The organism is Azospirillum lipoferum 4B (assembly GCF_000283655.1).
GTDB classification, from domain to species: Bacteria; Pseudomonadota; Alphaproteobacteria; order Azospirillales; family Azospirillaceae; genus Azospirillum; species Azospirillum lipoferum_C.
In genome coordinates this window covers 895,861-920,356 of sequence record NC_016622.1, presented here as the reverse complement: position 1 = coordinate 920,356, position 24,496 = coordinate 895,861, and the positions used below count along the sequence as shown (strand labels likewise).

The 24,496-nt window shown below is 69.3% G+C and carries 20 protein-coding genes; 4 read left to right on the top strand and 16 right to left on the bottom strand.

Going from position 1 to position 24,496, the window contains the following annotated elements; genetic code table 11:
- Positions 1-8 precede the first annotated feature (8 nt).
- The gene (locus AZOLI_RS04260) at positions 9-2,600 is read right to left on the bottom strand and encodes a hybrid sensor histidine kinase/response regulator (RefSeq protein ID WP_014247352.1); all 2,592 of its coding nucleotides are present in this window, start codon (positions 2,598-2,600) and stop codon (positions 9-11) included.
- Positions 2,601-2,804: 204 nt separating this feature from the next.
- On the opposite strand from AZOLI_RS04260, the gene AZOLI_RS32305 reads away from it, so the two are divergent.
- Complete coding sequence (locus AZOLI_RS32305; protein ID WP_162487975.1) at positions 2,805-2,969, top strand: hypothetical protein; 165 nt, start codon at positions 2,805-2,807, stop codon at positions 2,967-2,969.
- A gap of 10 nt (positions 2,970-2,979) precedes the next feature.
- On the opposite strand, the gene AZOLI_RS04255 is transcribed toward AZOLI_RS32305, so the two are convergent.
- Together AZOLI_RS04255 and ndk are read right to left on the bottom strand one after the other, a co-directional pair.
- Positions 2,980-3,486 (bottom strand): hypothetical protein, encoded by a 507-nt coding sequence (locus tag AZOLI_RS04255; protein WP_014247351.1) that lies wholly within the window; start codon positions 3,484-3,486, stop codon positions 2,980-2,982.
- Between the two features lie 158 nt (positions 3,487-3,644).
- On the bottom strand, positions 3,645-4,067 hold the full coding sequence (ndk, locus tag AZOLI_RS04250; RefSeq protein ID WP_014197473.1) for a nucleoside-diphosphate kinase: 423 nt from the start codon (positions 4,065-4,067) through the stop codon (positions 3,645-3,647).
- Positions 4,068-4,341: 274 nt separating this feature from the next.
- Between ndk and AZOLI_RS04245 the strand changes: the two genes are divergently transcribed.
- Entirely contained in the window at positions 4,342-5,913 is a 1,572-nt protein-coding gene (locus AZOLI_RS04245; protein ID WP_014247349.1) for an MDR family MFS transporter, read from the top strand.
- A gap of 4 nt (positions 5,914-5,917) precedes the next feature.
- Here the strand turns inward: AZOLI_RS04245 and AZOLI_RS04240 are convergent, their stop codons facing one another.
- From AZOLI_RS04240 to AZOLI_RS04220, 5 genes are all read right to left on the bottom strand, one after another.
- Positions 5,918-7,033, bottom strand: a complete 1,116-nt coding sequence (locus AZOLI_RS04240) for an AI-2E family transporter (protein ID WP_014247348.1) — start codon at positions 7,031-7,033, stop codon at positions 5,918-5,920.
- A gap of 230 nt (positions 7,034-7,263) precedes the next feature.
- A complete protein-coding gene (locus AZOLI_RS04235; RefSeq protein WP_048816502.1) occupies positions 7,264-8,694 on the bottom strand; it encodes a sensor histidine kinase in 1,431 nt (476 codons plus the stop codon).
- A gap of 208 nt (positions 8,695-8,902) precedes the next feature.
- Positions 8,903-9,583 (bottom strand): winged helix-turn-helix domain-containing protein, encoded by a 681-nt coding sequence (locus tag AZOLI_RS04230; protein WP_044549667.1) that lies wholly within the window; start codon positions 9,581-9,583, stop codon positions 8,903-8,905.
- A gap of 253 nt (positions 9,584-9,836) precedes the next feature.
- Positions 9,837-11,408 carry a DegQ family serine endoprotease gene (locus AZOLI_RS04225; protein WP_014247344.1) on the bottom strand — a complete coding sequence of 524 codons (1,572 nt, stop codon included), beginning with the start codon at positions 11,406-11,408 and terminating at the stop codon, positions 9,837-9,839.
- Positions 11,409-11,541: 133 nt separating this feature from the next.
- A complete protein-coding gene (locus AZOLI_RS04220; protein ID WP_014247343.1) occupies positions 11,542-11,961 on the bottom strand; it encodes a secondary thiamine-phosphate synthase enzyme YjbQ in 420 nt (139 codons plus the stop codon).
- Positions 11,962-12,084: 123 nt separating this feature from the next.
- Here AZOLI_RS04220 and AZOLI_RS04215 point away from each other — a divergent pair, with 123 nt between their 5' ends.
- Both AZOLI_RS04215 and AZOLI_RS04210 read left to right on the top strand, forming a co-directional pair.
- Positions 12,085-12,534, top strand: coding sequence for a CoxG family protein (locus AZOLI_RS04215; protein ID WP_014247342.1), 450 nt, complete (start codon positions 12,085-12,087; stop codon positions 12,532-12,534).
- Between the two features lie 142 nt (positions 12,535-12,676).
- Positions 12,677-13,288, top strand: coding sequence for a nitrogen fixation protein NifQ (locus AZOLI_RS04210; RefSeq protein WP_014247341.1), 612 nt, complete (start codon positions 12,677-12,679; stop codon positions 13,286-13,288).
- Positions 13,289-13,294: 6 nt separating this feature from the next.
- On the opposite strand, the gene AZOLI_RS04205 is transcribed toward AZOLI_RS04210, so the two are convergent.
- The 8 genes from AZOLI_RS04205 to AZOLI_RS33585 form a co-directional block, all read right to left on the bottom strand.
- Complete coding sequence (locus AZOLI_RS04205) at positions 13,295-13,639, bottom strand: hypothetical protein (protein WP_014247340.1); 345 nt, start codon at positions 13,637-13,639, stop codon at positions 13,295-13,297.
- The gene (locus tag AZOLI_RS04200; RefSeq protein ID WP_014247339.1) at positions 13,636-14,040 is read right to left on the bottom strand and encodes a response regulator; all 405 of its coding nucleotides are present in this window, start codon (positions 14,038-14,040) and stop codon (positions 13,636-13,638) included. The genes AZOLI_RS04205 and AZOLI_RS04200 overlap by 4 nt, the downstream gene beginning before the upstream one ends.
- A 136-nt stretch (positions 14,041-14,176) precedes the next feature.
- Entirely contained in the window at positions 14,177-15,643 is a 1,467-nt protein-coding gene (locus AZOLI_RS33035) for a response regulator (RefSeq protein ID WP_044549664.1), read from the bottom strand.
- Between the two features lie 30 nt (positions 15,644-15,673).
- Complete coding sequence (locus AZOLI_RS30270; RefSeq protein WP_014247337.1) at positions 15,674-17,080, bottom strand: GGDEF domain-containing response regulator; 1,407 nt, start codon at positions 17,078-17,080, stop codon at positions 15,674-15,676.
- 12 nt (positions 17,081-17,092) lie between these two features.
- The gene (locus tag AZOLI_RS04185; RefSeq protein ID WP_014247336.1) at positions 17,093-17,530 is read right to left on the bottom strand and encodes a response regulator; all 438 of its coding nucleotides are present in this window, start codon (positions 17,528-17,530) and stop codon (positions 17,093-17,095) included.
- Complete coding sequence (locus tag AZOLI_RS04180) at positions 17,530-19,176, bottom strand: sensor histidine kinase (protein ID WP_014247335.1); 1,647 nt, start codon at positions 19,174-19,176, stop codon at positions 17,530-17,532. The genes AZOLI_RS04185 and AZOLI_RS04180 overlap by 1 nt, the downstream gene beginning before the upstream one ends.
- Positions 19,173-21,554 carry a PAS domain-containing sensor histidine kinase gene (locus tag AZOLI_RS30670; RefSeq protein ID WP_052315455.1) on the bottom strand — a complete coding sequence of 794 codons (2,382 nt, stop codon included), beginning with the start codon at positions 21,552-21,554 and terminating at the stop codon, positions 19,173-19,175. The genes AZOLI_RS04180 and AZOLI_RS30670 overlap by 4 nt, the downstream gene beginning before the upstream one ends.
- 272 nt (positions 21,555-21,826) lie before the next feature.
- Positions 21,827-24,310 carry a methyl-accepting chemotaxis protein gene (locus AZOLI_RS33585; RefSeq protein WP_014247333.1) on the bottom strand — a complete coding sequence of 828 codons (2,484 nt, stop codon included), beginning with the start codon at positions 24,308-24,310 and terminating at the stop codon, positions 21,827-21,829.
- Positions 24,311-24,496: the final 186 nt, after the last annotated feature.

Sequence of the window (24,496 nt, the reverse complement as noted above, 5' to 3'; positions counted from 1 at the left end):
CGGCGCCCTCACACTGCCAGAAGATCGCGCAGGGCATTGAGCAGCCGCTCCGGCGCCACCGGCTTCATCACGATCTGCCGTCCTTCCTGGGCCATCAGTCCTGCCGCCGTCTCGCGCGAGGCATAGCCAGTCAGGAACAGGATGGGCAGAAGCCGGTTGCGTGTCTCCAGGGCGCGGGCAAGCTCCAGCCCGTTCATCCGCGGCATCGACACGTCGCTGACCACCGCGTCGAACAGGCCGCCGGCCTCGTCATAGCGCTCCAGCGCCTGCTGTCCGTCCGACGCCTCGACCACCGTGCAGCCGGCCTCCTCCAGCACGAGGCGGAGGTAGCGGCGCACCGAGTCCTCGTCGTCCACCAGCAGGATGACGGCCCCCTCCCCCTCCGCGACATGCAGCGGGTCGAGCCCGGCGGGGGCGGCGGGCGGATCGATCGCAGGCAGGTACAGGGCGAAGGTGGCGCCGCGCCCCTCCTCCCCTTCGAGTTCCACGGCGCCGCCGGCCTGCTGGGCCGTGCCGTAGACCATCCACAGGCCGAGCCCGGTTCCCTTCCCCGGTTCCTTGGTGGTGAAGAAGGGCTCCCAGATGCGGTCGCGGATCGCCGCCGGAACGCCGCCGCCCTGATCGGTCACGCGGATCGCCACATAGCGGCCGGTCTTCAGCCCGCGGTGGCGGGTGAAGAAGGCGTCATCGGGCGTCTCCACGGTCAGGGCGATGGTCAGGGTGCCGCCGTCCGGCATGGCGTCCCGCCCGTTCAGCGCAAGATTCAGCAGGGCCTGGTTCAGCGTGACCGGATTGACCAGCGCATAGGCCTCCAGAGGGGCGCTTTCGTCCCCGGCCCGGATCGCCACGTCGATGCCGGCGCTCAGCAGCGGCTTCAGGAAGACCTTCATGTCGCGCACCAGCGGCGCGATGGCCACCACCTCCCGCTCGTCCGTCACCCGGCGGTGGGAAAAGTCGAGAAGCTGGCCGGTCAACGCCGCCGCCCGCTCGGACGCCTTGGCGATCTCCTGCACGCAGGTCAGGACGCGGTCGGGATCGGCGGGATTGCGCTCCGCCAGTCGGGCGAAGCCGCCGATGGCGGTCAGCATGTTGTTGAACTCGTGGGCGATGCCGCCGGCCATGCGGCCGACCGCCTCCATCTTCTGGGCGCGCAGCAGTTCGCCTTCCACCCGGCGGCGGTCGGTGATGTCGTTCAGCACCAGCAGGACCGCCGGCCCACCGCCATAGACCGCCGGGCTGGCCGCGACCTCCAGCCGGCGGCGTTCGCCGTCCGGGCGCAGGGCGTCGCATTCAAGCCGCCGCTCCTCCCCGTCCGCCGCGACGGCAAAGCTCGCTTCCAGCGCGTCGCCGCCCTCCAGGAATCCTGCCAGGGACAGGCCTTCCAGTGCATCGGCGGCAATGCCCAGGATCGCGGCGGCGGCGCCGTTGGCGAAGCGGATGGCGCTGCGGTCCCAGATGACGATGCCGTAGGGCGCCAGTTCCACCAGCTGGCGGTAGCGCAGTTCGCTTTCCCTGAGCGCGGTCACGGTCTGCTTCAGCCGGGCGGTCTGGCCGGCCAGCTCCTCCTCCCGCGTCTTCAGCTCGGTGATGTCCATCAGGATCTTCACCACGCCGCCGGTGCCGGTCGCATGCTCGCTGATGCGATACCAGCGCCCATCGGACAGCCGGCCGTCCACCGGGGCGGAATGCTGGAGATGGCGGGTCAGCCGCTGTTCCACCCAGGCGCCGATGTCGCCCTCGCCCTCATAGCCGCCGCGTTCCGCCGCCGCCCGCAGGATCTCGGCAAAACTGCGGCCGGGGGTGAGCAGGTCGGCGATGGTGGGATAGGCGCGGCGGTACTGCTCGTTGCAGATCAGCAGCCGCCCATCGGCGCTGAACAGCACGAATCCCTCCGACACGCTGTCGATGGCGTCATGCACCACCGCCTGCATGAAGCGCGCCTCCACCAGCGCCAGGGTTTCGGCAGTCGCGTCGATGCCGCTGCCGCGATAGCCGCGGAAGCGCCCGTCGGCGTCGCGCACCGGCACGGCGCTGAGCCGCAGCACGAGGTCGCGGCCATCCACCCCTTCGAAGCTCACCTCCAGGTCGCGGAAGGGCCGCCCGGCCTCGATGTCGGCGCGGTATTCCGCCCAGGTCGCCTCGTCATCGACCAGAGCGCCCAGGTCGAGCAGCGAGTCGCCGAACACGCTGCCGGGGTCGCAGCGCAGCAGAGTCCCCAGCCGGTCGGACAGGGTGACATAGCGATGGTCGGCCGCCGTCTCCCAGAACCAGCCGGGAGAAGCGGCGGTGAAATCGCGGGCACGGGCATGCAGCGTCGCCAGATCGCCACGCGCCCGGTCCAGATCCGCTTCCGATCGCACCAGCGAGGCAGCGGTGCAGCCGGCCCGCCAGGCGCTCCACAGAGCCATCCCCCCGGCAAGGGTCAGGCCCCCGGCCACCGGCCACGCGGCCTGACCGGTAGCGACCAGACCCGCCAGGGTGCCGAAGCCGGCCAGACCGGCGAGAAGCCCGGGAATTGAAGCGGAAAGATGGAAACGCCCGGCGACCGGTTCGACGGCACCCGCAGTGCGAAGCGGGTGGTCGGTGTCTGCAACGTCCACGGTGCCTCCGCCGGTCCGAAGGTTGATTGTCCGACGCCGTTGCGTCCAACCGTACCGTCTTAGAAGGGCAGGCGTTAACAGCTGGTTTCGAGGCTAAGCTTTCCTTCAGAATGCGACATCTCGAATCATTTCAGCCCATCTGTGGACTACCGCACCGCATCAGGAGACCCGACGCATTTTCGTTCACCGGGTCCTGCTTTTCCCGTGGATGTTCTTGCGGTCTATCATGTCCCGATCCGACATTCCCAATGGCGAACCGCCACCCCGCGCCACAGCCACGCCCATGAGCAGTTCGTCATGGTCGTGGAGGGGCGCGTCCCGCTGATCTGCGAGGCCGGGACCGATGCCGCGACTCTGCCGGCCCTATGATCCGGCCGAATCAGACGTCGATGTCGATGTCGATCTCGTCTTCCGGCGCGCGACCGAGCAGCAGGTCGGCGGCGTCCAGGGTCAGCGCCTCCACCTCCTCCTGGCGGTCCTCGTCCGGCAGGCGCAGCGCATGCATCACCTGGGTCGCCAGATGGATCAGCATGGCGCGGACGCAATCGTCCTCGGGATATTCGAGCGCCACCATGTCCTTCAGGAAGGCGCCCAGCTGTTCGGGCGTGTTCCAGGGATGGGTGATGACGGTCTCGAACCCGCTGGTGCCGAGGAAGACGGCATTCAGCGCGGTCGCCTGCCGGTTGATGCCGTCCACCGCCTCGTCCTGGTCGAGCTTGCCCTGCAGGACCTGATTGAAGGCGTCGAGGCTGAGGTCGATGAACTGGCGGACCAGCAGCCGCACCACCGTCTCGTCCCCCAGATCGTTGCGGGCCTGCGGCTGGCTCAGTATCGGCAGCGGTTGCAGCAGCGCCGCGATGATCGGCTTTGCGGATTGGGATTCCATCGCGAGCACTCCTGTCGGATTCGGCCCCGGCACTCGCGGGGCATAAGGTCTGTGGCCCCGATACTGCCAGAGCCCGATGCAAAACGCAAAAAAGGCCGCCTCCCTGCGGAAGCGGCCCTTTCCTCGGCCGGCCGGGCGCGATGCCCGGCCGCGCGAAATCAGCCCACCAGCTCGATGCCGGCGAAGAAGAAGGCGATCTCCTGGGCGGCCGTCTCCGGAGCGTCCGAACCGTGGACCGAGTTGGCCTCGATCGATTCGGCGAACTCCTTGCGGATGGTGCCCTCGGCGGCGTTGGCCGGGTTGGTGGCGCCCATGATCTCGCGGTTGCGGGCGATGGCGTTCTCGCCTTCCAGGACCTGCAGGACCACCGGGCCGGAGATCATGAAGGACACCAGATCGTTGAAGAACGGACGCTCGCGATGCACGCCGTAGAACTGCTCGGCCTGGGCCTTCGACAGCTGGACGCGCTTCTGGGCGACGATGCGCAGGCCACCGTCCTCGAACTTGGCGTTGATCTTGCCGGTCAGGTTGCGGCGGGTGGCATCGGGCTTGATGATCGAGAGGGTCCGTTCGACGGCCATGGTGGTGACTCCTGCAGGTAAGGCTTTTCGCCGATTAAAAAGCATGCAGGCGCCACCGGTTGTACCGGGGCGCCGATGGGCGGCTTTATAGAGGCGCTTTGGCGGCGCGGCAAGGCGTTCGTTGGAGAATGCGGCGGAACCGCAAACGGACTTGCGCCAACGGACTTGCGCCAACGGGCTTGCGCCAACGGACTTGCATGGAACGCTTCCAAGTCTATGGTGGGTCCGCCTCCGGTGCCCCGTGCAACGACCTCAACGGCCGAGACGCCCGACCATGACCGAGACCGCCGCCCGTCCCGCAACGCCCGCAGCCGCCTCTCCCGACGATGTCCCGCCGGTCTTCACCCACCAGGAGATCCTGCGGGTGTTCAGCGGGGTGGCGCTGGCGATGCTGATGGCGGCGATGGACCAGACCATCGTCGCCACGGCGCTGCCGACGATGGCGAGCCAGTTCGGCGGGCTGGAGATGCTGCCCTGGGTGGTCACCGCCTATCTGCTGACCTCCACCACCACGACGCCGATCTACGGCAAGCTGTCGGACCTCTATGGCCGCAAGCGGGTGCTGCAGACGGCGATCCTGCTGTTCCTGGTCGGCTCCGTCCTGTGCGCGGCGGCGCAGAGCATGACCCAGCTGATCCTGTTCCGCGGCCTGCAGGGGCTGGGCGGCGGCGGGCTGATGTCGCTGGCCTTCACTATCATCGGCGACGTGGTGGCCCCGCGCGAGCGCGGACGCTACCAGGGCATGATCGGCGGCGTCTTCGCGCTGGCCAGCGTCGCCGGGCCGCTCTTGGGCGGCATCTTCACCGAAACCATCGGCTGGCATTGGATTTTCCTGATCAACCTGCCGCTGGGGGTGGCGGCCTTCGCCATGACCCGCAGCACCCTGTCGCGCCTGCCCGCCGGCCGGGCCAAGCCGCGCATCGACGTGGCGGGCGCGGCGCTGCTGACCGGTGCGGTGACCTGCCTGCTGGTCTACGCCACCCGCGGCGAGGCGATGGGCTGGAGCAGCCCGGCGGCCTTCCTCCTGCTGGCGGCGGGCCTCGCCATGCTGGCCGTCTTCCTGTGGCACGAGCAGCGGATCGAAGAGCCGATCCTGCCGCTGCACCTGTTCCGCCGCCCGGTGGTCGCGGTGGCGACGCCGGTGGTCGCGGTGTCCGCGATGGTGCTGTTCGCCGGCATCGTCTATCTGCCGCTGCACCTCCAGCTGGTGCAGGGCGCCAGCGCCACCCTGTCCGGCCTGCTGCTTCTGCCGCTGGTGCTGGGCATGACCCTGGGATCGGTCGGCGGCGGCCGGCTGATCGCGCGGACCGGGCGCTACAAGGCCTTTCCGCTGGTCGGGCTGGCGCTGTCGGGGGTGATGTACGCCCTGCTCGGCACCTTGCCGGAACTGGCCGGCAGCGGGCTGTGGTCGACGCTGATCCTGGTGCCGCTGGGTATGGGGCTGGGGCTGGTGATGCCGGTGATGACGGTCGCCGTGCAGAATGCGGTGGAGCAGCGCGACCTGGGGGCGGCCACCGCCTCGGTCGGCTTCTTCCGCTCGCTCGGCGGTTCGGTCGGCGTGGCGGTGTTCGGCGCCGTGTTCAACGCCGTGGTGTCGGAACGGCTGGAGGGGGCCGGCCTGTCCGGTCGCGCGGTGCTGGACCATGGCGCCGCGGCGCTGGCCGACCTGCCCCCGGCGGTCCGCGGCGGGGTGGTGGCGACGCTGGAGCACGGCTTCGCCACCCTGTTCCTGCTGGCCGCCGCGCTGGCGGTCGTCTCCTTCGCCATGACCCTGTTCCTGAAGGAGCTGCCGCTGCGCTCCTCCCGCGACGGCCGGGGCGAGGCCGCCCCGGCGGCCGAGGGGTGACGCGTCAGGAGTCGCTGCTGGGGAAATGCCGGGGCTGGCCCAGCTTGTCCTCGATGTAGAGCAGGTTGATCAGCACCAGCACGACAACGGCCATCGGCGTTGCCAGGAACATGCCGAGGATGCCGAACAGCACGCCGCCGGCGGCGATGGCGCCGATGGTGATCACCGGCGGCAGATCGACCACCCGCTTCTGCAGCAGCGGGGTGACGAGATTCCCCTCCACCTGCTGGATGACCAGATAGAGCCCGGCGACCCACAGCACATCCTGCGGCGACTGGGAAAACGCGATCAGCAGCGCCGGGATCGCCGCCAGGAAGGGGCCGATCAGCGGAATGAACTCCAGCAACCCGGCCACCAGCCCCAAGGCGAGCGCCGACGGAATGCCCAGAAGCCAGAGCCCGATGGCGGTCAGCGTGCCCACCGCGGCCATCGCCACCAGCTGGCCGATCAACCATTTCCACAGGCTGTCACCGGCGACGTCCATCACCTCCCACGCCCGCTCCTGCCCCTGCGGCGGCACCAGCAGCACCACGCCGCGCCGGTAGACGCCGGGCGAGGCCGCCAGATAGAGGGCGGCGAACATCACCACCACCGCGTCGGCGATGACATAGACGAGGCCGGAGGCGAAGCCGCTCAGCTGGCTCATCCAGGGCCAGTTCTTGCTCTGGTCCATGATGCGCTGGCGCCACTCCTCCGGCAGCATGCCCATGGCCCTGGTCACCTGCTCCTGCAACTGGCCGAGCTGCGCCGTCATCGAGGTGCCCATCAGCCAGCCGCCGCCGCCGACCAGCAGCACCAAGGCCACCAGCACGATGGCCAGCGCCCAGCCATGGGCCAGCCCGGTCGCCTGCCGCACATAGCCGGTCAGCCGCTGCAGCAGGATGGCGAACAGCACGCCGGTGAAGATCAGCAGCAGCGTGCCCGACACATTCCACAGGAACAGCGCCAGAGCGCCAATCCCGGCGACGATCAGCACCTTCCAGGTGAAGACGGCCAGTTCGCCGCGCCCGGCCCGCGCCGGCGGCTCCTCCTGCATCGCCCCGCCGCCGGTCCGGCCGGGCGGGACGGCACCCTGGTGAGCGGCGGCCTTGCTGGCCGTGGGGCGGCTGGGTATCGCCATCTCTCGGAACTCCCGCGCTTGCGGCCGCCGGACGGACGGCCCTAGGGGAGAACGCCCAAGCCCGCCGGACGTTGCGGAACGTCAGCAGGCTAGGCCGTCGGCGGTAATCCGAAGTTCGATCTGGAAGCCGATCCTCCCTGCCCCATATCAGAAGGGACGCCAAGGAGTCATTCTCGCTGATGTCACCTTTTCAAGCCCGCCGCCTGGCGGGCTTTTTTTTGGCGACAAGCCTACCGCCGCGCTTCCGGCGGGAAGACAAGGCTGACCCGCAGGCCCGGCGCATTGTCGTCCAGCTCCAGGCCAGCGCCATGCAGCGTCGCCACCGCGTCGACGAGGCTCAGCCCCAGCCCGTTGCCGGGCGACGCGCGGGCGGTGTCCAGCCGGACGAAGCGCTGCAGGACCTTGTCGCGCATCTCCGCCGGGATGCCGGGACCGCTGTCGGCCACCGAGATGCAGGCGGCGCGGCCGGGCGCCGGGCCTTCCAGCACCAGCGAGATGGTGCCGCCCTCCGGCGTGTATTTGATGGCGTTGTCCAGCAGGTTCGACACCGCCTGGGCCAGAAGCTGGCCATTACCGCGCACGGTCGGCTTGCCCCGGACATCCACGCTCAGCCGCTGGCCGCGCTCGTCCGCCACCGGTTCGTAGAGGTCGGCAGCGAGTTCCACCACCTCTGCCAGATCGACCGCCACGAAATCCTGGCGCTTGGCGCCCGATTCGGCCTCCGCGATCGACAGCAGGGCGCTGAAGGTGGCGAGCAGCCGGTCGGCCTCGGCAATCGTGTCCTGCAGGACGGTGCGGTAGACCTCCGGGTCCTCGGTCTCATGCAGCAGGGCCAGCTCGATGCGGGAGCGCAGGCGGGTCAGCGGCGTGCGCAGGTCGTGGGCGACGCTGTCGGTCACCTGCCGCATCCCGGTCATCAGCCGCTCGATCCGGTCGAGCATGGCATTGAGGTTGCCGGCCAGCCGGTCCATCTCGTCGCCGCCGCCGAAACGCGGCACCCGGTCGCTCAGGTCGCCGCTCATGATCTGGCGGGTGGTGCGGTTGATCGCCTCGATCCGCCGCATGGCGCCGCGGCTCATCAGCAGCCCGCCCCCCAGCCCGAGCAGCGCGGTGGAGCCCAGGATCCAGCCGAGCGAGCGGAACATGCGGGCACGCAGCTGGTCGATCTCGCTCATGTCGCGGCCGACCAGCAGGCGGAACTGCCCCGGCAGGGTGAAGGTCACGGCCTGTGCGGTCGATGGCCTGTTGGTGACCCCGCCATAATCGGCGACCTTGAAATGGGTCCAGCCGCTGGCATTGGGCACCGCCGCCGGCCAGCCCGACAGGTTGCCGGCCAGGATCACCCCGGCGGAGGTGGTCAGCAGATAGATGGAATTGTTGTTGGGAACTGCGCTGCGCGCCCGCACCACGTCGACCAGACCGGGCAGCCCGTGGATGCGGTAATGGTCCTGAAGCCCGGCGACCTCCAGCGCGATGGTCTCGCCGATCTCCTGCTCCAGGAAGCCGGCCGTGGTGCGGTAGACCACGCCCAGGATCAGCCCGACCGACAGAACGAACATCGCCAGATAGAGCAGCGCCAGCCGGAACGCCGTGGTCCGCACCAGCCGCAGGCCCGCGGCAAGGAAGCCGTGCAGGCCGCCGGAGTGGGTCTCGCCTTTCAACAAAGGCCCTCTCCCCCCCGCTGTCGCGCAAACAAAGTTTGCGCTGGCGCGACAGGCGGACCATTGGTCCGCCGATAGTGGGGAGAGGGTTGGGTGAGGTGGATGCGTTGCGAGAAGCGTCCGGCAAACGGAACCCCCTCACCCTGCCCTCTCCCCGGGGGGGAGAGGGGAATCGCCGCCGTCAAAAGCCAAACTCCATGAAGCCCCGTCACCCCTCCGCCACGCGCAGGCTGTAGCCGGCGCCGCGCACGGTATGGATCAGGGGGGTGGGGAAATCCTTGTCGATCTTCTGGCGCAGACGGGCGATGTGCACGTCGATGACGTTGGTCTGGGGATCGAAGTGATAGTCCCAGACATTCTCCAGCATCATGGTGCGGGTCACCACGCTGCCGGCGTTGCGCATCAGATATTCCAGCAGCGAGAACTCGCGCGGCAGCAGGTCGATGGTCTTGCCGGCGCGCTTGACGCTGCGCGACAGCAGGTCCAGCTCCAGGTCGCCCACCACCAGCCGGGTCTGCGGCTGGGCCGCGCCCCGGCGGCGCACCAGCACCTCGATGCGGGCGAGAAGCTCGGAGAAGGCGAAGGGCTTGGTCAGGTAATCGTCGCCGCCGGCCTTCAGGCCCTTCACCCGGTCGTCGACGCTGCCCAGCGCCGACAGGAACAGGACCGGCGTGTCGTTGCCGGCCGCCCGCAGAACCTGGACCAGCGACAGCCCGTCGCGGCCCGGCAGCATGCGGTCGACGATCATCACGTCGTAATGCTCGGCGCCGGCAAGGAACAGGCCCTCCTTCCCGTCGTTGGCGACGTCCACCACATGGCCCGCCTCCTTCAGCCCCTTGGCGAGGTAGCTGGCGGCCTGGCGATCATCTTCAATGACGAGAATCTTCATGAGCACGAGTGTAGCCTCCCAAAACAGCCCGGCCAAGCGCGAGCATGCCGCGCCCGGCCGAGCGTTCGACGCCCCTCTCCCTCGATGGGAGAGGGGGTGGGGTGAGGGTGGCGCCGGCGACAGCCGGCCGGCAATTTTGCTCCCGTCCCTGCGGATCGGGCTGCACCCCTCACCCCAAACCCCTCTCCCGCAAGGGGAGAGGGGCTTCTTGTGACGCCCGGCCGGACTTCCGTCACTCAGGCGGCGGACCGCCTCAGGCCTTCAGCTTCAGCGCGACGAAGGACTCGTTGCCCTGACGGTTAATCAGCATCAGCAGCGCCTTCTGGCCGGCCTTCTCGGCTTCGGTCACATGGCGGCGGACATCGGCCGGGCTCTTCACCTCGGCATCGCCGATCCGCTCGATCACGTCGCCGGGACGGATCGGCACGTCGACGCTGCCCGACAATCCGACCACGACCACGCCCCTGACATCCTCGGCGATGCCCAGGCGCTTGCGCGCCGCCTGATCCAGCGGGGCGAGCTTCAGCCCCTTCACCGCCGCGACCTCGGCCTGCGGGGCGGTGCCGGTGCCGCCGTCGGTGTCGGCCGACGCGACCTGCGGCTGCTCGCTCAGGCGGTCGATGCGGACCTGCACCGCCGTCTCACGGCCGCCGCGCAGGACCTTCAGCTCGACCGAGTCGCCGGGCTTGGTGTCGGCCACGCTGCGGGTCAGGTCGCGCAGGCTGTTGACCGGCTTGCCGGCATAGCTCAGCACCACGTCACCCTGACGCAGGCCGGCGCGCTGGGCCGGGCTGTCGGCGGTGACGTCGGCCACCAGGGCACCCTTGGCGGCGGGCAGGCCGACGCTGTCGGCGATGTCCGGCGTCACCTCCTGGATCTTCACGCCGAGCCAGCCGCGCTCGACCTTGCCGGACTCCTTCAACTGGGCCACCACGTCCTTGGCGAGGTTGGACGGGATGGCGAAGCCGATGCCGACCGAACCGCCGTTGGGGGAGTAGATGGCTGTGTTGATGCCGATCACCCGGCCGGCGAGGTCGAAGGTCGGCCCGCCCGAATTGCCGCGGTTGATGGCGGCGTCGAGCTGGAAATAGTCGTCATACGGCCCGCTGTGGATGTCGCGCCCGCGGGCCGACACGATGCCCTTGGTGACGGTGCCGCCGAGACCGAACGGGTTGCCGACGGCCATCACCCAGTCGCCGACGCGGGTCTTGTCGCTGTCGGCCCAGTCGACCGACGGCAGCGGTTTCTTCGGCTCCACCTTCAGCAGGGCGATGTCGGTCTTGGCGTCGCGGCCGATCACCTTGGCCGGCATGGCGGTGCCGTCCTGCAGGGTGACGGTGATCTCGCTGGCGCCGTCGATGACATGGTTGTTGGTCACGACGAAGCCGGCCGGATCGATGATGAAGCCGGAGCCGAGCGCCCCGCTCCTGCCCCGCGGTCCAGGGCTCTGGTCATCCTGACCGCCGTCCGGGCCGCCATTCCGGCCCATCTGGTCCTGGAACTGGCGGAAGAACTCCTCGAAGGGCGAGCCCGGCGGGAAGCCGGGGATGCCGGGGCCGCGCTGCGCCCGCGGTTCGGCCTTGGCCTCCTGCGTCGCGGCGATGTTGACGACGGCGGGGCTGACCTTGGCGGCGAGATCGGCGAAGGTGGAGGGCGTGTCCTGCACCATCGTCACGGCGGGCGGCGTGGCCGTCTGCTGCGCATGCGATGCCGCCCATCCGGCCAGCGCCGGCCCCGTCAGCACCGTGGAGCCCAGCAGCAGGGCGGCGACGGTACGGCGCAGGCGGTTCGGACGGTTCGGCGTGGTGGCGGGAATGGTGGTCATGGCGACAACGCTCCAGTGATGCGGTTCCGGCTGTCCGGTGTTGTCCGCAATCTAGGGTGCCCCCGTTGACCGGGGCCTTGCGACCGGATGAAAGATATTTCAGGCGGGCCGCCCTCCCCGGTCCTCCACGGCCTCAGTCCCCCAGCAGATGCAGCGCGATCTCCCGCCGGTGCGGCCGGGAACGGTGTTCGAACAGGTAGATGCCCTGCCAGATGCCCAGCACCGGTTCCCCCTCCATCACCGGGATCGACAGGCTGACGCCGGTCAGCGCGGAGCGGATATGCGCGGGCATGTCGTCCGGCCCCTCGGTGGTGTGGTCGTAGAGCGACGGGTCCTCCGCCACCAGCCGGCGGAAGAAGCGCAGCAGGTCGGCCTGCACGTCGGGGTCGGCGTTCTCCTGGATGGTCAGGGAGGCCGAGGTGTGGCGGCAGAAGACCGTCAGCAGCCCGGTCGTCATGCCCTGCTCCGTCACCCAGTGCCGCACCGGGGCCGTCACCTCGACCAATCCGGTGCCGCGGGTGGCGATCGTCAGCGTCGTGGCGGCTTGTCGCATGGGATCCGTCCTCCTGGTGGCGTTCAGCGGCTTGGCTCCGGCCGCAATCAATACCAGATGTGTCTGCCCGGCCGTTGCGCCGGGATTGCGAACCTGCGGGAATGCGAAAGAGGAAGACGGCGCATGGACATCACCGGCACACACAGCGTCCCCGGGCCGCGCGACCGCGTGTTCGCGGCGCTCTGCGACCCGGCGGTGCTGATGCGCTGCATCCCCGTGCTGGAAGAGATGGAGCGGCTGTCCCCCACCGACTATGCCGCGCGGGTGCGGACCACGCTGGGGCCGATGAAGGCGCGCTTCTCCGGCCGGCTGAAACTGGAACCGGAGGATGGCCTCCACCGCTACCGGCTGCTCGCCCAGGGCAACGGCGGGCTGGCCGGCGCCGTGAAGGGCGAGGCGCTGGTGATCCTGGAGGAGGATGGCGGGCGCACCCTGCTGACCTACAGCCTGACCGTTGCGCTGGGCGGGGCCGTCGGCCGGCTGGCGGCAAAGCTGGTGCAGGCCAAGACCGACCGGGTGCTGGCCGCCTTCTTCGAACGCTTCGCCGAGGAGATTCACGCCCGTCTCGACTGAGGCGATGGCCCGACTGAGGCGATGCCCGGAAGGATGCGGCGCAATGCCGCAGGCCACCGGTCCGGGGAGCGTCTTTCGCACATGCAGCATCCTGGGTCAGGATAGCAGGCGTCGCGGGTGCTTCCAGCCGGTGGAGATGGACATGTCCAAGCTCTCAGCCCATTCGCCTGCCTGCGCTCCGGATTGCACGGACCCGGACGATCCCGCCGCCGACCGCATGATCTTCGGCCGCATCCTGGCGATTGCCGCCGCGGATGGGGCTCGGCCGATGACCCGGGCGCTCGCCCTGACCAAGGCCGACCTTGCGGAGATGGCCGCCCGCCATGCCCCGCATTTCGCCGCCGCCGTCGCATCGCTGCCCGCTGGGGCGGAAGCCGGCGAGGATTCCATCGAGGAGGCCGACCTGCGCGCCCTTCTGGTCGAACATGGCGCGCGGGGGGCGGATGAGGAGCGCTGGCTGGCCGCCATCCTGGCCCGCCGTTCGCTGGAGCCGAACCATCTGTGGCAGGACATGGGGTTCCACGACCGGGACGAACTGAACACGATGTTCCGCCGCCATTTCCCGGCGCTGGTGGCGCTGAATGCCGGCGACATGAAGTGGAAGAAGTTCTTCTACCGGCAGCTTTGCGAGCGCGAGGGGCTGATGCTGTGCAAGTCACCCAACTGCGAGGTGTGCGACGACGTGGAGGTCTGTTTCGGCGAGGAGGCCGGCGATCCGCTGGCGACCCTGTCGCGTCTCGCCCGCGGCGGCTGAAGTCTTTCAGCGCGGCTGGGCGCCCAGATCCTCGAAGGCCATTCCCTTGTCGGTGCGGCGGAAGCGCCCCTTGCCGTTGACGGTCAGCGGTGGCTGCCCCGGCTGCGGCACGAAGGTGGCGGCATAGTAGCAGTCATACTGCCCGCTGCCGTCCTGCCCATTCTTCAGCTTCGCCTCGACGCAGCCCTGCTTGCGGAAATCGTCGAAGGCACGGAAGGCGGCATTCCCCTGCCGCTCCAGCGTGCGGCGGGTGTGCGTCTCCACCAGCTTGCGCATGTCGCCCTCCGACGGCTCGCCCGAGCAGGCCGCCAGGACGAGCGCAAGCGTTAGAATGCCCGCACGAAGCCTCACCGTCCCCCCAGCAGCCGGTCCATCCGCTCCTTCAGCGCGGCGAAGGACGGGGGTTTGACCACGAAGCCGTTGACGCCCAGCGCCATCGCCTGTTTCACGATCTCGGATTCGGTATGGTTGGTCAGGAAAACCACCGGGGCGCGGGGATTGGCGGCCTCGGTGCTGGCACGCAGATGGGCAAGGAACTGCAGGCCGGTGACCGGCTTCATGTCGATATCGCAGACGATCAGGTCGGGATTGACGCGGATGCACTCAAACATCGCCGACTCGCCGTTGTCGGCCTCCGCGATGTCGCGAAAACCGATCTGGCCCAGAATCTGGACGATGGTGCGGCGGACGAAGGGCTGATCCTCCACGACCAGGATGCGGTACCGGGAGTAGTCGATCGTCTGCTTATCCATTCCCGAACCTCCAGCCAATTCGCCGCCATCCACTGATACCGTCCGGGCCGACGGCGGGCAACCGAAGGCCGGTTACCGGCGAGTGGAATATGATGTTAGGTCTGTAAATTTTTCGACAATTTGCATCGGCCCCGCATCACCCTCCCTGCGGCGCGCGGCCGGGGAACAGGCGTTCCAGCACGGCACACAACCGGTCCATGGTCAGCGGCTTGTGCAGGCAGTCATCCATTCCGGCGGCGCGGCACTGGGCGTCGTCCTCGGCATCCGTACCGGCGGTGAGCGCCACGATCGGCACGCGGCCCGCCTCGCCCGGCAGCGCACGGATGGCGCGCGATGCCTCATGCCCGTCCATCACCGGCATCTGCACGTCCATCACGATCAGGTCGAACCGCCCTTCGGTCGCCGCGGCCACTCCCTGGGCCCCATCCTCCGCCGTCGTGACCGCATGGCCCAGCGCCTTGAAGAAACCGGCGGCGACCAGCCGGCCGATCGGGTTGTCCTCCACCAGCAGGACCGAAAGGGAGGCAGGCGGCGCAGCGGAACGGGCCGGCAGCTGCACGGGGATTCGGGCGGTCAGCCATTCCCCGGCGCCGCCGCCCGCACCCGCGCCGTCCGCACCCGCGTCAGAGGCGCCGTCTGCGAACAGGCGCCCCCCCAGCCGCCGGACCTGCGGTCCGGCCACCGCCAGCGCCAGCGGGCGCAGCCGAGGCGCGCCCCGGCGGCGAAGGATCAACTCGGCCGCCTCCCCCGTCGGCTGCAGCGACAGCGACAGCTCCGCCCCCGTCTCCGCCGTCAGGAGGACCAGCAGGGAGCGCAACCCGCCCGCATCGGCGATGAAATGTTGGCCGGCGCCCCCTTCCACCGCGACCGCCCTCGCGCCGGCCACCAGATCGCCAAGGGTCAGCGTCTCCACCCCCTGGGTCTCCGGCTTCGTCGAACGCAGGGCCGAGATCGTCGCGCGCAGGGTGCTGGCCGCCGCCCGGATGGCGGCCAGCCGGTCCTGCTGGCTCGGCAACAGCGGCGATTCCAGCGTGGCGGCGGTCAGCGCCAGCATGGGGTCGAGCGCAGCCTCCACCGCAGCGGCGGCGGCATCGAACAGCCCACCGGCATCGCCCCTGGCCTCGCCTCCTGCCTGGCCCCCTGCCTCGCTCCCGTCCTCGCCCCCTGCCCGCCCCGCATCGGCCAGAGCCGCACGCAGGCGGTTTTCCCGCTCCTGACGCCGACGGGCGGCGAGGACGGCGCGGCGCAGGGCGATGGCATCGCAGGCGGGCAGCGCATCCTGCGCGCCGGCCGCGATGAAGGATGGCGCGGCATCCTCCTGCCCATCCGGCACCAGGACCAGCACGGCGGGAACCGGGTCCAGCCGGACCAGCGCCTCGACCGCGTCATGACCGGAGGCGACATCGGCGGCGCTGCCGGCGACATCGATCACCACGACGCACTCTCCCGCCGCTGCACCATGGCCGCGCAGGTGGTCCAGCGCCGCATCGACCGCATCCACCCGCAGGGGAATGCCGCCCAGCGCGATGGCAAGCTGCCTTGCGCGGACCGCGTCGCCCGAGACCAGCAGCACCGCTTCCCGGCCGGAGGTTTCCGTCATCATTCCTTCGGCCATTTTCCCTCGGACACTCCGTCAGCTCGCGATGGACGTTGGAATGGATGCGGTGGCGAAGGCCGGACCGGGATAGCCGTCGCTGACGACGACGCGGTTGCGGCCCAGCGATTTCGCTTCGTACAACGCACGGTCGGCGCGGCCCAGCGCGCGCTCGATGCTGGCGTCCTCGTCGCCACACATGGCGACGCCGATGCTGACCGTCATGCGCAGGGTCCCGCCGCCCGATTGGCCGCCGGGCTGCAACGCGACGTCCGCCATGGCCAGACGATGGCGCAGCCGTTCCGCCACCTCGGTCGCCGACGCCAGCGGGGTTTCGGGCAGGATGATCGCGAACTCCTCCCCGCCCAGCCGGCCGATATGGTCGGTGTCGCGCAATTCGGCACGGCAGACCTCCGCCAGCCGGACCAGCGCCCGGTCTCCCACGGCATGGCCGTGGGTGTCGTTGATCGCCTTGAAGCGGTCGATGTCCAGCATCAGCACCGACACCGGCCGGCCATAGCGGCGCAGCCGCGCCATCTCGACCTCCGCCAGTTCCATGATGCGGCGGCGGTTGTTCAGCCCGGTCAGCGGATCGGTGGTCGCCATGCGGCGAAGCTCGCTCTCCACCCGCTTGCGCTCCGACACGTCGCGGATGACGGCGGTGAACAGCAGGCCGCGGGCATGGTGCAGTTTGGCGATCGACACCTCGGCCGGGAATTCCCGGCCGTCGGCGGTCAGCCCCTGGACTTCGCGACGGTTGGTCATAACCTGCGCCTGGACCATCGACGTGGCAAAGCCGGCGATATGCGCCTCGTGGTCGGGGCGGAAACGCTCGGGGATCAGCAGCGACAGCGGCCGGCCCAGGATGTCGTCGGCGTCGTAGCCGAACAGGCTTTCCGCCGCACGGTTGAACAGGGTGATGTTCAGGTTCTCGTCGGTGGTCAGGATGGCGTCCTGCGCCAGCCCGATGATGCCCTGCAGCCGCTCCTCCGACAGGCGCAGCTCCTCCTCCAGCCGCTTGCGGGCCATGGCGTGCTGGACGGCGCGCCACATCAGCGGCCCGTCGGTCTGGCCCTTCACCAGATAGTCCTGGGCGCCGTGGGCCAGGATCTCCAGCGCGAAATCCTCGTCGTCATAACCGGTCAGCACCACCAGCGGCAGCGACGGCGCGTCGGCATGCAGGCGGGTCACCGTCTCCAGCCCGAAGCTGTCGGGCAGCGAGAGGTCGAGCAGCACGACGTCGCAGGCGTTGCGGTGCAGCCAGGCCCGCGCTTCCTTCAGCGAGGTGGCGCGCGCCACTGTGGCGCGGCGGGCATAGGGCGTCAGGGACCGGGTGACCAGACGCGCGTCGGCGTCGTCATCCTCGACCAGCAGGATGGCGGTGTGCCCCTCCTCCGGCTCGGGCTCGCGGGACTGGACGGGTTTGACCGGTAAGGCAATGGACATGTCTGGCCTCCTTCACCGTGGCAGCCTGACGACACGGAACCAGTATTCCTCGATGCTCTTCACAGCGTCGAAGAAGGCGTCCATGTCCATCGGCTTGGTGATGAAGCTGTTGGCTCCAAGCAGATAGCTGGCGTTCACGTCGCGGTCGACGTCGGAGGTGGTGAGGATCACCACCGGAATGGTCTTCAACTCTTCGTCCGCCTTCAACTCCTGCAGAACCTCGCGGCCGTCCATGCGCGGCATGTTCAGGTCCAGCAGGATCAGGTCGGGCCGGGTGGCGCCGGCGAAGGGGCCCTGGCGGCGCAGATACTCCATCGCCTCCACCCCGTCGCGGACATGGCCCACGTTGCACAGGATGCGGCCGTCGCGCAGCGCACGCTTGGCGAGGCCGGCATCGGCCGGATCGTCCTCGACCAGCAGGATCTCGAAGGGAGTGGTCAGGTCCTGCATCAGGGGAATCCTCGAAAGGCGGGATGGGGCAGATGGATGGAAAAGGTGCTGCCGACGCCGGGGCTGGAGACGACGGTGATCCGGCCGCCCAGCCGCTCCACCATCTTTCGGGCGATGGCGAGGCCCATGCCGGTGCCGGGATGCTCGTCGCGCGAATGCAGCCGGCGGAACACCTCGAAAATCTGGTCGCGGTAACGCGGCTCGATGCCGATGCCGTTGTCGCGCACGTCGATCACGTCATAGCCGTCGGCTCGCCGGCCGGAGACATGGACCTCCGCCGCGCGGTATGGATGGCGGTATTCGACCGCATTGGCGATCAGCACGATGAAGATTTCGCGAAGGCGGCGCTCGTCCGCCTGCACCGCCGGCAGTTCGCCCACGGTGACGGTGGCGCCGGCATCGGCGATGCGCCGCTTCAGCCCGGTCAGCGCCGCCTGAAGCGCGTCCCCCGCCGCGACCGTGCCGCAGCCGAGCGGCACCCGGTCCTCCGCCAGGAACAGCTGGACGTCGCGCAGCAGCATCTTCAGACGCCCGGCCCCGTCGACGATCTCGCGGATGAAGCCCTCGCTTTCCTCGTCCAGCTTGCCCTTCTGCTGCTTCTCCAGAAGCTGGGCATAGCTGGCGATGGCGCGCAGCGGCTCCTGCAGGTCGTGGGCGGTGGCGTAGGCGAACTGCTCCAGCTCGTTCTTGGCTCGTCCCAGCTCGGCGGTGCGCAGGTCGACCTGCCGTTCCAGCGTGTAGCGGCGGCTGACCGCCATGAAGGTCAGCGCCTCGATCAGCAGGGCGAGCAGCAGGAAGGCCGCCTGGAAGCCGCGGAAGGTCGGGTCGGCATAGGCCAGCCCCTCCCAGCTGGTGCGCGGGGCCAGCGCCAGTTCCCAATGTCCGTCCGGAAGGTTGATCCGCTCCACCAGCGGGTCGCCCTTCAGCGCCATCACATCGCCCGCCACCTGCTGGCCGCTGTCCGTCACGATGGCGAAGACCAGATGCGGCGGCACCCGGTCGAAGCGCACCTCGCCGAGGATGGCTCCGACATCGAACACCAGACCGACCGCTCCCCAGGGCTTGCCCGGCCCATAGACGATCTGCCGGGCGATCAGCCCCTGCCCGCCCTGGAGCAGGGTCACGGGACCATGGACGGTTACGTCGCGGCTGATGATGGCGCGCTGCACCGTTTCGGCGAAGCCGGGGCGCGCGTCCTTCAGCAGATCGTTGCCCAGCACCTTCTCGTTGCCCTCGACCGGATAAACGATGCGGACGACGAATTCGGGGGCGGCGGAGATGTTGCGCACCCCCACCACCGACCGCCGCAGCCCCTCCGCATAGCGCGGGAACTGCTCGGTCAGGCTGCCGGCAGCGGCGGCCACCTCGACGAAGGCGGTCAGGCCGCGGACCAGGGCGAGGCGCTCGTTCAGCGCGCTGGACAGGGTGCTGGCCATCGACGAGGCGGTGAGCGCCGCGGTCGCACGGTGCTCGGCCACCAGGACGCGGACATAGACGTCGCCCATCCACAGATAGGCCAGCACCAGGACCAGCGTCACCGCGGCCTGGATGGCGGCGGGCTTCCATATCCGCAGTCCGCCCGCGATCAGGCGGCGCAGGACGGCCGGCACGGGCAGGCGCGGCGCGCTCAGGGGTTCCGCCGTCATCGCCGGTCCCGTGCCTCCCCATCCCTGCCCGCTCCGGCCGCCGGGGATGCCAGGGCCGGCAGGACCAGGCGGAAAAGGCTGCCGCAGGGGCGCCCGTCCGTGTCGCGCAGGTCGTCGTCCGGCGGGCCTTCCACCCACAGCCGGCCGCCGTGATGCTCGATCACCTTCTTGCAGACGGCCAGCCCGACGCCGGTGCCCTCATACTCGTCGCGGCGGTGCAGCCGCTGGAAGATGCCGAAGACGCGGTCGCGATCCTCGGCGGCGATGCCGATGCCGTTGTCGCGGATGTCGATGCACACCACCGGCGCACCGTCCTGCCGGTTCGAAGCCCGGCCCAGAGCCACGGTGACGCGCACCACCGGCGGGCGGCCGGGCGCGCGGTACTTCACCGCGTTGCCGATCAGGTTCTGGAACAGCCGCATCAGCTCGTTGTCGTCACCGGCCACCACCGGCAGCGCGGTGCCGTCCGGCCCATCCACCGTGACCGTGGCCCCGGCATCCTGGACCGCCACTTCCAGGTTCAGCAGCGCCAGCCGCAGCGGCTCGTCCAGCGGCACCGGCCGGAAGGGCTTGGCCTTGCGCCCGACCCGCGAATATTCCAGAAGGTCGACGATCAGCCGATCCATGCGCTGGGCGCCGTCACGGGCGAAGTCGATGCACTCCCGCCCCTCCTCGTCCAGCGACTTGCCCAAGCCCCGCTCCAGCAGGGTCAGGTAGCTGGTGATGACGCGCAGCGGCTGGCGCAGGTCGTGGGAGGCGACATAGGCGAAGGCCTCCAGCTCGGCGTTGGAACGCTCCAGCTCGCGGGTCTTGCCGCGCAGAGCCTCCTCCGCGATGCAGCGTTCGGTGATGTCGTGGATCAGCGACATCAGCAGCGTGCGGCCATGGACGACGATGTTGCTGATATAGACTTCGACGTCGCGGACATCGCCGGAGGCCAGCCGATGGCGGAACTGGAATTGCTTGCGTTCGCCGTTGTGGGCCTGACGCAGCTCCCGCGCCACCTCCGCGCCCGTCGCCGCGTTGATGTCCTGGATGTGCATGCTGCGCAACCGGTCGAGCGGATGGCCGTAGAACTCCGCCGCCGCCGGGTTGGCATCGACGATCCGCCCGTCGAGCGGGTCGATCAGCAGCTTCACCGCGCAGCTGGCGACGAAGATCTGCTCGAACAGCTGCTGGCGCTCCAGAAGGGCCTGCTCGGCATGCTTGCGCTCGCTGATGTCCATCACCGCGCCGACGATGCCGGCCGGCTTGCCTCCGGTGCGGCAATAGACGGCCTTGGAGAACAGCACGTCGCGCAGCGTTCCGTCGGCGCAGCGCAGCTGGGTTTCGTAGCTCTGAGGCTTCTGGTCGGCCAGCAGCGCCTTATCGACCGCCTCATCGGCCTCGGCGATGTGCGGCGGGGCGAGGTCGAAGACGGTACGGCCGAACAGGGCCTGCCGGTCGATGCCCATCCAGCGTTCGAAGGCGGTGTTGGCATCCACGTAATGGCCCATGACGTCCTGGACGAAGATCGGCACCGGCACCGTGTCCAGCAGCACGCGCTGGAATCCGGCGCGGTCGTTCAGCGCCTGTTCGGCGCGCCAGCGCACCGTGATGTCCTCCACCACCCAGACGAAGCCGCGTGCCGGGTTGCCAGCCTTCACCGGCCGGCCGATCAGGCGGCAGCGGATGTCGGTGCCGTCGGCCCGGCGCATCGACACCTCCTCGTCGAACTGGCCGCCCGACTGCATCCGCGGATAGGCGCGCCGTCCGATATCCTCGAACACCTGGTCGTCGCCGTAGATGACGCGGGCGCTGCAACCGACGATGTCCTCCATCCGGTACTGGAAGGTGGCGGCCACCGCCTTGTTCACCCGGCGGATCACCCGGTCGCCGTCGACCAGCAGCACGCCGACCGGGGCATTGTCGAGGATGGCGTCCAGTTGCAGCCGGCTTTCGGCCAGTTCCTCTTCGATCCGCTTGCGGGCGGTGACGTCCACATGGGTTCCGATCATGCGGCGGGGACGGCCGTCGGCATTCCAGGACACCACCCGGCCGCGGTCGAGAATCCACAGCCACTCCCCCGATTTGGCGCGGACACGGTGCTCACACTCGTAGAAGGGGCGCTCGCCGGAAAAATGCGCCTGCAGCGCCGCCTGGGTCAGCGGCAGGTCTTCGGGATGGACGCGGGAGCTCCAGAAATCCAGTTGAGGCGGCACTTCGCCCGGCGAAAAGCCCAGCATCGTCTGCCAGCCCGGGCTGTACCAGACCGCGCCCGTCGCGACATCCCAGTCCCAGATCCCGTCGCCGGCGGCATCGATCGCCAGATGCAGGCGCGGAACCGCCGCGGCCAGCCGGGCACGACGCCATTTCAGGCGGGCGCGGAGCTTCGGCACAACGGCGTCGGATGGCGCGCCGGATGGCCCGTCCCCGTCCGACAGAGGGCATAGTGTGGTTGCATCGACCATGGTTGCGGCCGGACCTCTTTTCCATTCATGCGGCAGGAGCTGCGGACAAGCGCACATCTCCCGGAAGTAGGGCAAGCATACTCCTTCAACCGCGAAGCAATCCCTTGCGAAATTGTCACAGGGCTGTAGTCTTCAACCGGCGGGATGAAGAAGATGCTTAACCATTACCTATGCTGAAGGATGGGATAGCGCTGAATAGCTCAGGCGGCCACATCGACGGGCGCACGATCCTTGGTGGCGATTTCCACCGCCCGACAGAAATCGCTCGGCATGCCGTCCGTCTCGAAGGCCAGATGGATGCGGTTGTGTTCCACCGCCTTGACCACGACCGTCGCCTCCGCCCCGTAGCGGTCGAGGCGCAGTTGGCCGGTGGTGCCGGCGAGCGAGCGACCATCGGTCGCGGTGACCGGATCGATCATGGCGCCGCCGATGGACAGGTTGCGGACGGTCACCGCCAGACGGTCGCCGCCGATCAGCAACGTCCCCGTCTCCTCCACCTGATAGCGCGGCTTGCGCCGGCGGTCGGCATCGCCGGTGGAGGTGCGGACGATGCGCACCAGAACCTGCCGCAGGGACTCGATGGACCGGGCGACGTCACCGGAGCCGTTCTTGACCTGGGTCGCCTGTTCGCCGGTGCGGTCGGCTTCCTCGGATACGGCGGCGATGCGGAACGACACCTCCTGCGCGGCGGTGGAGGTCTCCACCACGTTGCGGCTGATCTCCTGGGTGGCGGCCGTCTGTTCCTCCATCGCCGCGGCGATGGACCCGGCGATGTGGTCGATCTCGGCGATGGTGTGGCCGATCTCCTCCACCGCCTGCACGGCCTGGTCGGTCACGGCCTGGATGGCGGTGATCTGGCGGGTGATCTCCTCGGTCGAGGAGGCGGTCTGGTTGGCGAGGTTCTTCACCTCCTGCGCCACGACGGCGAAGCCCTTGCCCGCCTCGCCGGCGCGGGCCGCCTCGATGGTGGCGTTCAACGCCAGCAGGTTGGTCTGGCCGGCGATGGACTGGATCAGGTTCACCACCTCGCCCACCTTCGCCACCGTCTCCGACAGGGAGCGGATGGTGGCCTGGGTGTTGCGTCCGTTCTCCACCGCCCGGCGGGTCACCGCGCTGGAATGGGCGACCTGGGACGAGATCTCGCGGATCGAGGCGGCCAGCTGCTCGCTGGCGGCGGCCACGGTCTGGGCATTGGCCAGCGCTTGGCCCGCCGCAGACGCCACCGTCTGGGCGTTGATGCTGACCCGCTCGGCCGAGCCGGACATGCCTTCGGCGTCGTCGGCCATCGAGCCGGTGCGCTGGGCCACTTCCTCCACCGCGCGGCCGGCCTCGCGCTCCACGGTCGAGGCCATGGCCTCCAGCGCGCGGCGCCGTTCCTCATCCGCCTGCCGGGTGCGCTCGACGCGCTCCTGAACGGCATAGCAGAGCCGGGCCTTCAGCCCGCGCAATTGGCCGGCGACGTGGTGGAACTCGACCGCCGCCGGAAGGTCGATGATGTGGGCCTGGTCGTTGCGGGCGATGGCGTCGAAATCGACGGAGAAGTCGGCCAGCGGCCGGCGCACCGTGCGCAGAAGCAGAAGACCGCACAGGACCGCCGCCACCAGCACACCCAGCCCGGCGGCGACGGCGAACACGAGATGCCACTGGAAGTCCTCCAGCGCCCCCTCATATTCGGCCTTGGCGACGGTCAGCTGCAGCTGCAGCAGGTCCTTGTTGGTCTGGAAGGCGGCCTGGAACAGCGGTTCGACGCGGTCGCGCACCAGAACCTCCAGCCGCAGCGAATCGCCCTGGCGCGCCAGCTCCACCGCCGGACTCAATCCTTCGTTCAGGAAGGCGGCGCGCTGCTTGGCGAAACGTTCCGCCAGCACAGCCTCCTCCGGCGTCAGATAGGTGGTGAGATAGCCCGCCCACAGCCGGTCGATGGTGGCGTTGTTGCCGGCGATCCGCGCCTCGCGCCCGGCCATCGCCTTGGCGTCGGTGCCGTCGCGGGTGTCGATGATCAGGCGCTGGAGCGTCTGCACATTGTCGCGCATATGGTCCAGAATCTCGCCGATCTGCACCGCCGGCACCGTCCGGTCCTCGTACACCGTCTTCAGCGAGGCGTTGCTGTCGGACATGCCGCGCAGGGTTACGCCGCCGACCAAGAGCATCGCCAGGATCATGAAGGTGAAGATCAGGGCCAGCCGGCCGGTCACGCTCGCCGTCCAGCGCCGCAACGCCGCGCCGGCACCACGGCCCACTGCCTGGCCGTCGCGCACCGTCAGATGGCGAGCCCGCCCCTCGCGGATGTCCGCATAGAGCCGCTCCGCCGCAACCACCTGCTCGCGCGAGGGCTTGGTGCGGATGGAGATGAAGCCGGTCACCTGGCCGTCTTCGATCACCGGCGTGACGTTGGCCCGCACCCAATAGAAGTCGCCGGTCTTGGTGCGGTTCTTCACCAGCCCTTCCCATGGCCGCCCGCCGTTGATCGTCGCCCACAGGTCGGCGAAGGCCTCCTCCGGCATGTGGGGGTGGCGGATCAGATTGTGCGGCGCGCCGATCAGTTCGGCCTCCGCATAACCGCTGATGTCGACGAAGGCCTTGTTGACGAAGGTGATTCGCCCGCCCGTGTCGGTACGCGACACCAGCAGGACGCCGTCTTCCATCACGATTTCGCGGTCGGTGATCGGTTCGTTCACGCGCATGGATGGGGCCTCGTCAGACAAAGGGCTTGAGACAGGGGGCACGAACAGCACGGCGCGACGCCGCCGGACCGGGCGATTGCTGGGTACGGAGAGCGGGCAGCCTGTTCATCTACCGTGAGTGGATGACGGACCGCACTGACCCAGATCAAAAAAGCAAGAGGTGTGCCATGCACAACAACCGGGCCG

Coding starts and splice junctions, on each gene's coding strand:
- AZOLI_RS33585 (WP_014247333.1), bottom strand. CDS start 24,310: ATGCGCGTGAACGAACCGATCACCGACCGCGAAATCGTGATGGAAGAC.
- AZOLI_RS04240 (WP_014247348.1), bottom strand. CDS start 7,033: ATGGCGATACCCAGCCGCCCCACGGCCAGCAAGGCCGCCGCTCACCAG.
- ndk (WP_014197473.1), bottom strand. CDS start 4,067: ATGGCCGTCGAACGGACCCTCTCGATCATCAAGCCCGATGCCACCCGC.
- AZOLI_RS04245 (WP_014247349.1), top strand. CDS start 4,342: ATGACCGAGACCGCCGCCCGTCCCGCAACGCCCGCAGCCGCCTCTCCC.
- AZOLI_RS04230 (WP_044549667.1), bottom strand. CDS start 9,583: ATGAAGATTCTCGTCATTGAAGATGATCGCCAGGCCGCCAGCTACCTC.
- AZOLI_RS04210 (WP_014247341.1), top strand. CDS start 12,677: ATGTCCAAGCTCTCAGCCCATTCGCCTGCCTGCGCTCCGGATTGCACG.
- AZOLI_RS04200 (WP_014247339.1), bottom strand. CDS start 14,040: ATGGATAAGCAGACGATCGACTACTCCCGGTACCGCATCCTGGTCGTG.
- AZOLI_RS04215 (WP_014247342.1), top strand. CDS start 12,085: ATGGACATCACCGGCACACACAGCGTCCCCGGGCCGCGCGACCGCGTG.
- AZOLI_RS04180 (WP_014247335.1), bottom strand. CDS start 19,176: ATGACGGCGGAACCCCTGAGCGCGCCGCGCCTGCCCGTGCCGGCCGTC.
- AZOLI_RS33035 (WP_044549664.1), bottom strand. CDS start 15,643: ATGATGACGGAAACCTCCGGCCGGGAAGCGGTGCTGCTGGTCTCGGGC.
- AZOLI_RS04255 (WP_014247351.1), bottom strand. CDS start 3,486: ATGGAATCCCAATCCGCAAAGCCGATCATCGCGGCGCTGCTGCAACCG.
- AZOLI_RS30270 (WP_014247337.1), bottom strand. CDS start 17,080: ATGTCCATTGCCTTACCGGTCAAACCCGTCCAGTCCCGCGAGCCCGAG.
- AZOLI_RS04220 (WP_014247343.1), bottom strand. CDS start 11,961: ATGCGACAAGCCGCCACGACGCTGACGATCGCCACCCGCGGCACCGGA.
- AZOLI_RS04185 (WP_014247336.1), bottom strand. CDS start 17,530: ATGCAGGACCTGACCACTCCCTTCGAGATCCTGCTGGTCGAGGACGAT.
- AZOLI_RS04225 (WP_014247344.1), bottom strand. CDS start 11,408: ATGACCACCATTCCCGCCACCACGCCGAACCGTCCGAACCGCCTGCGC.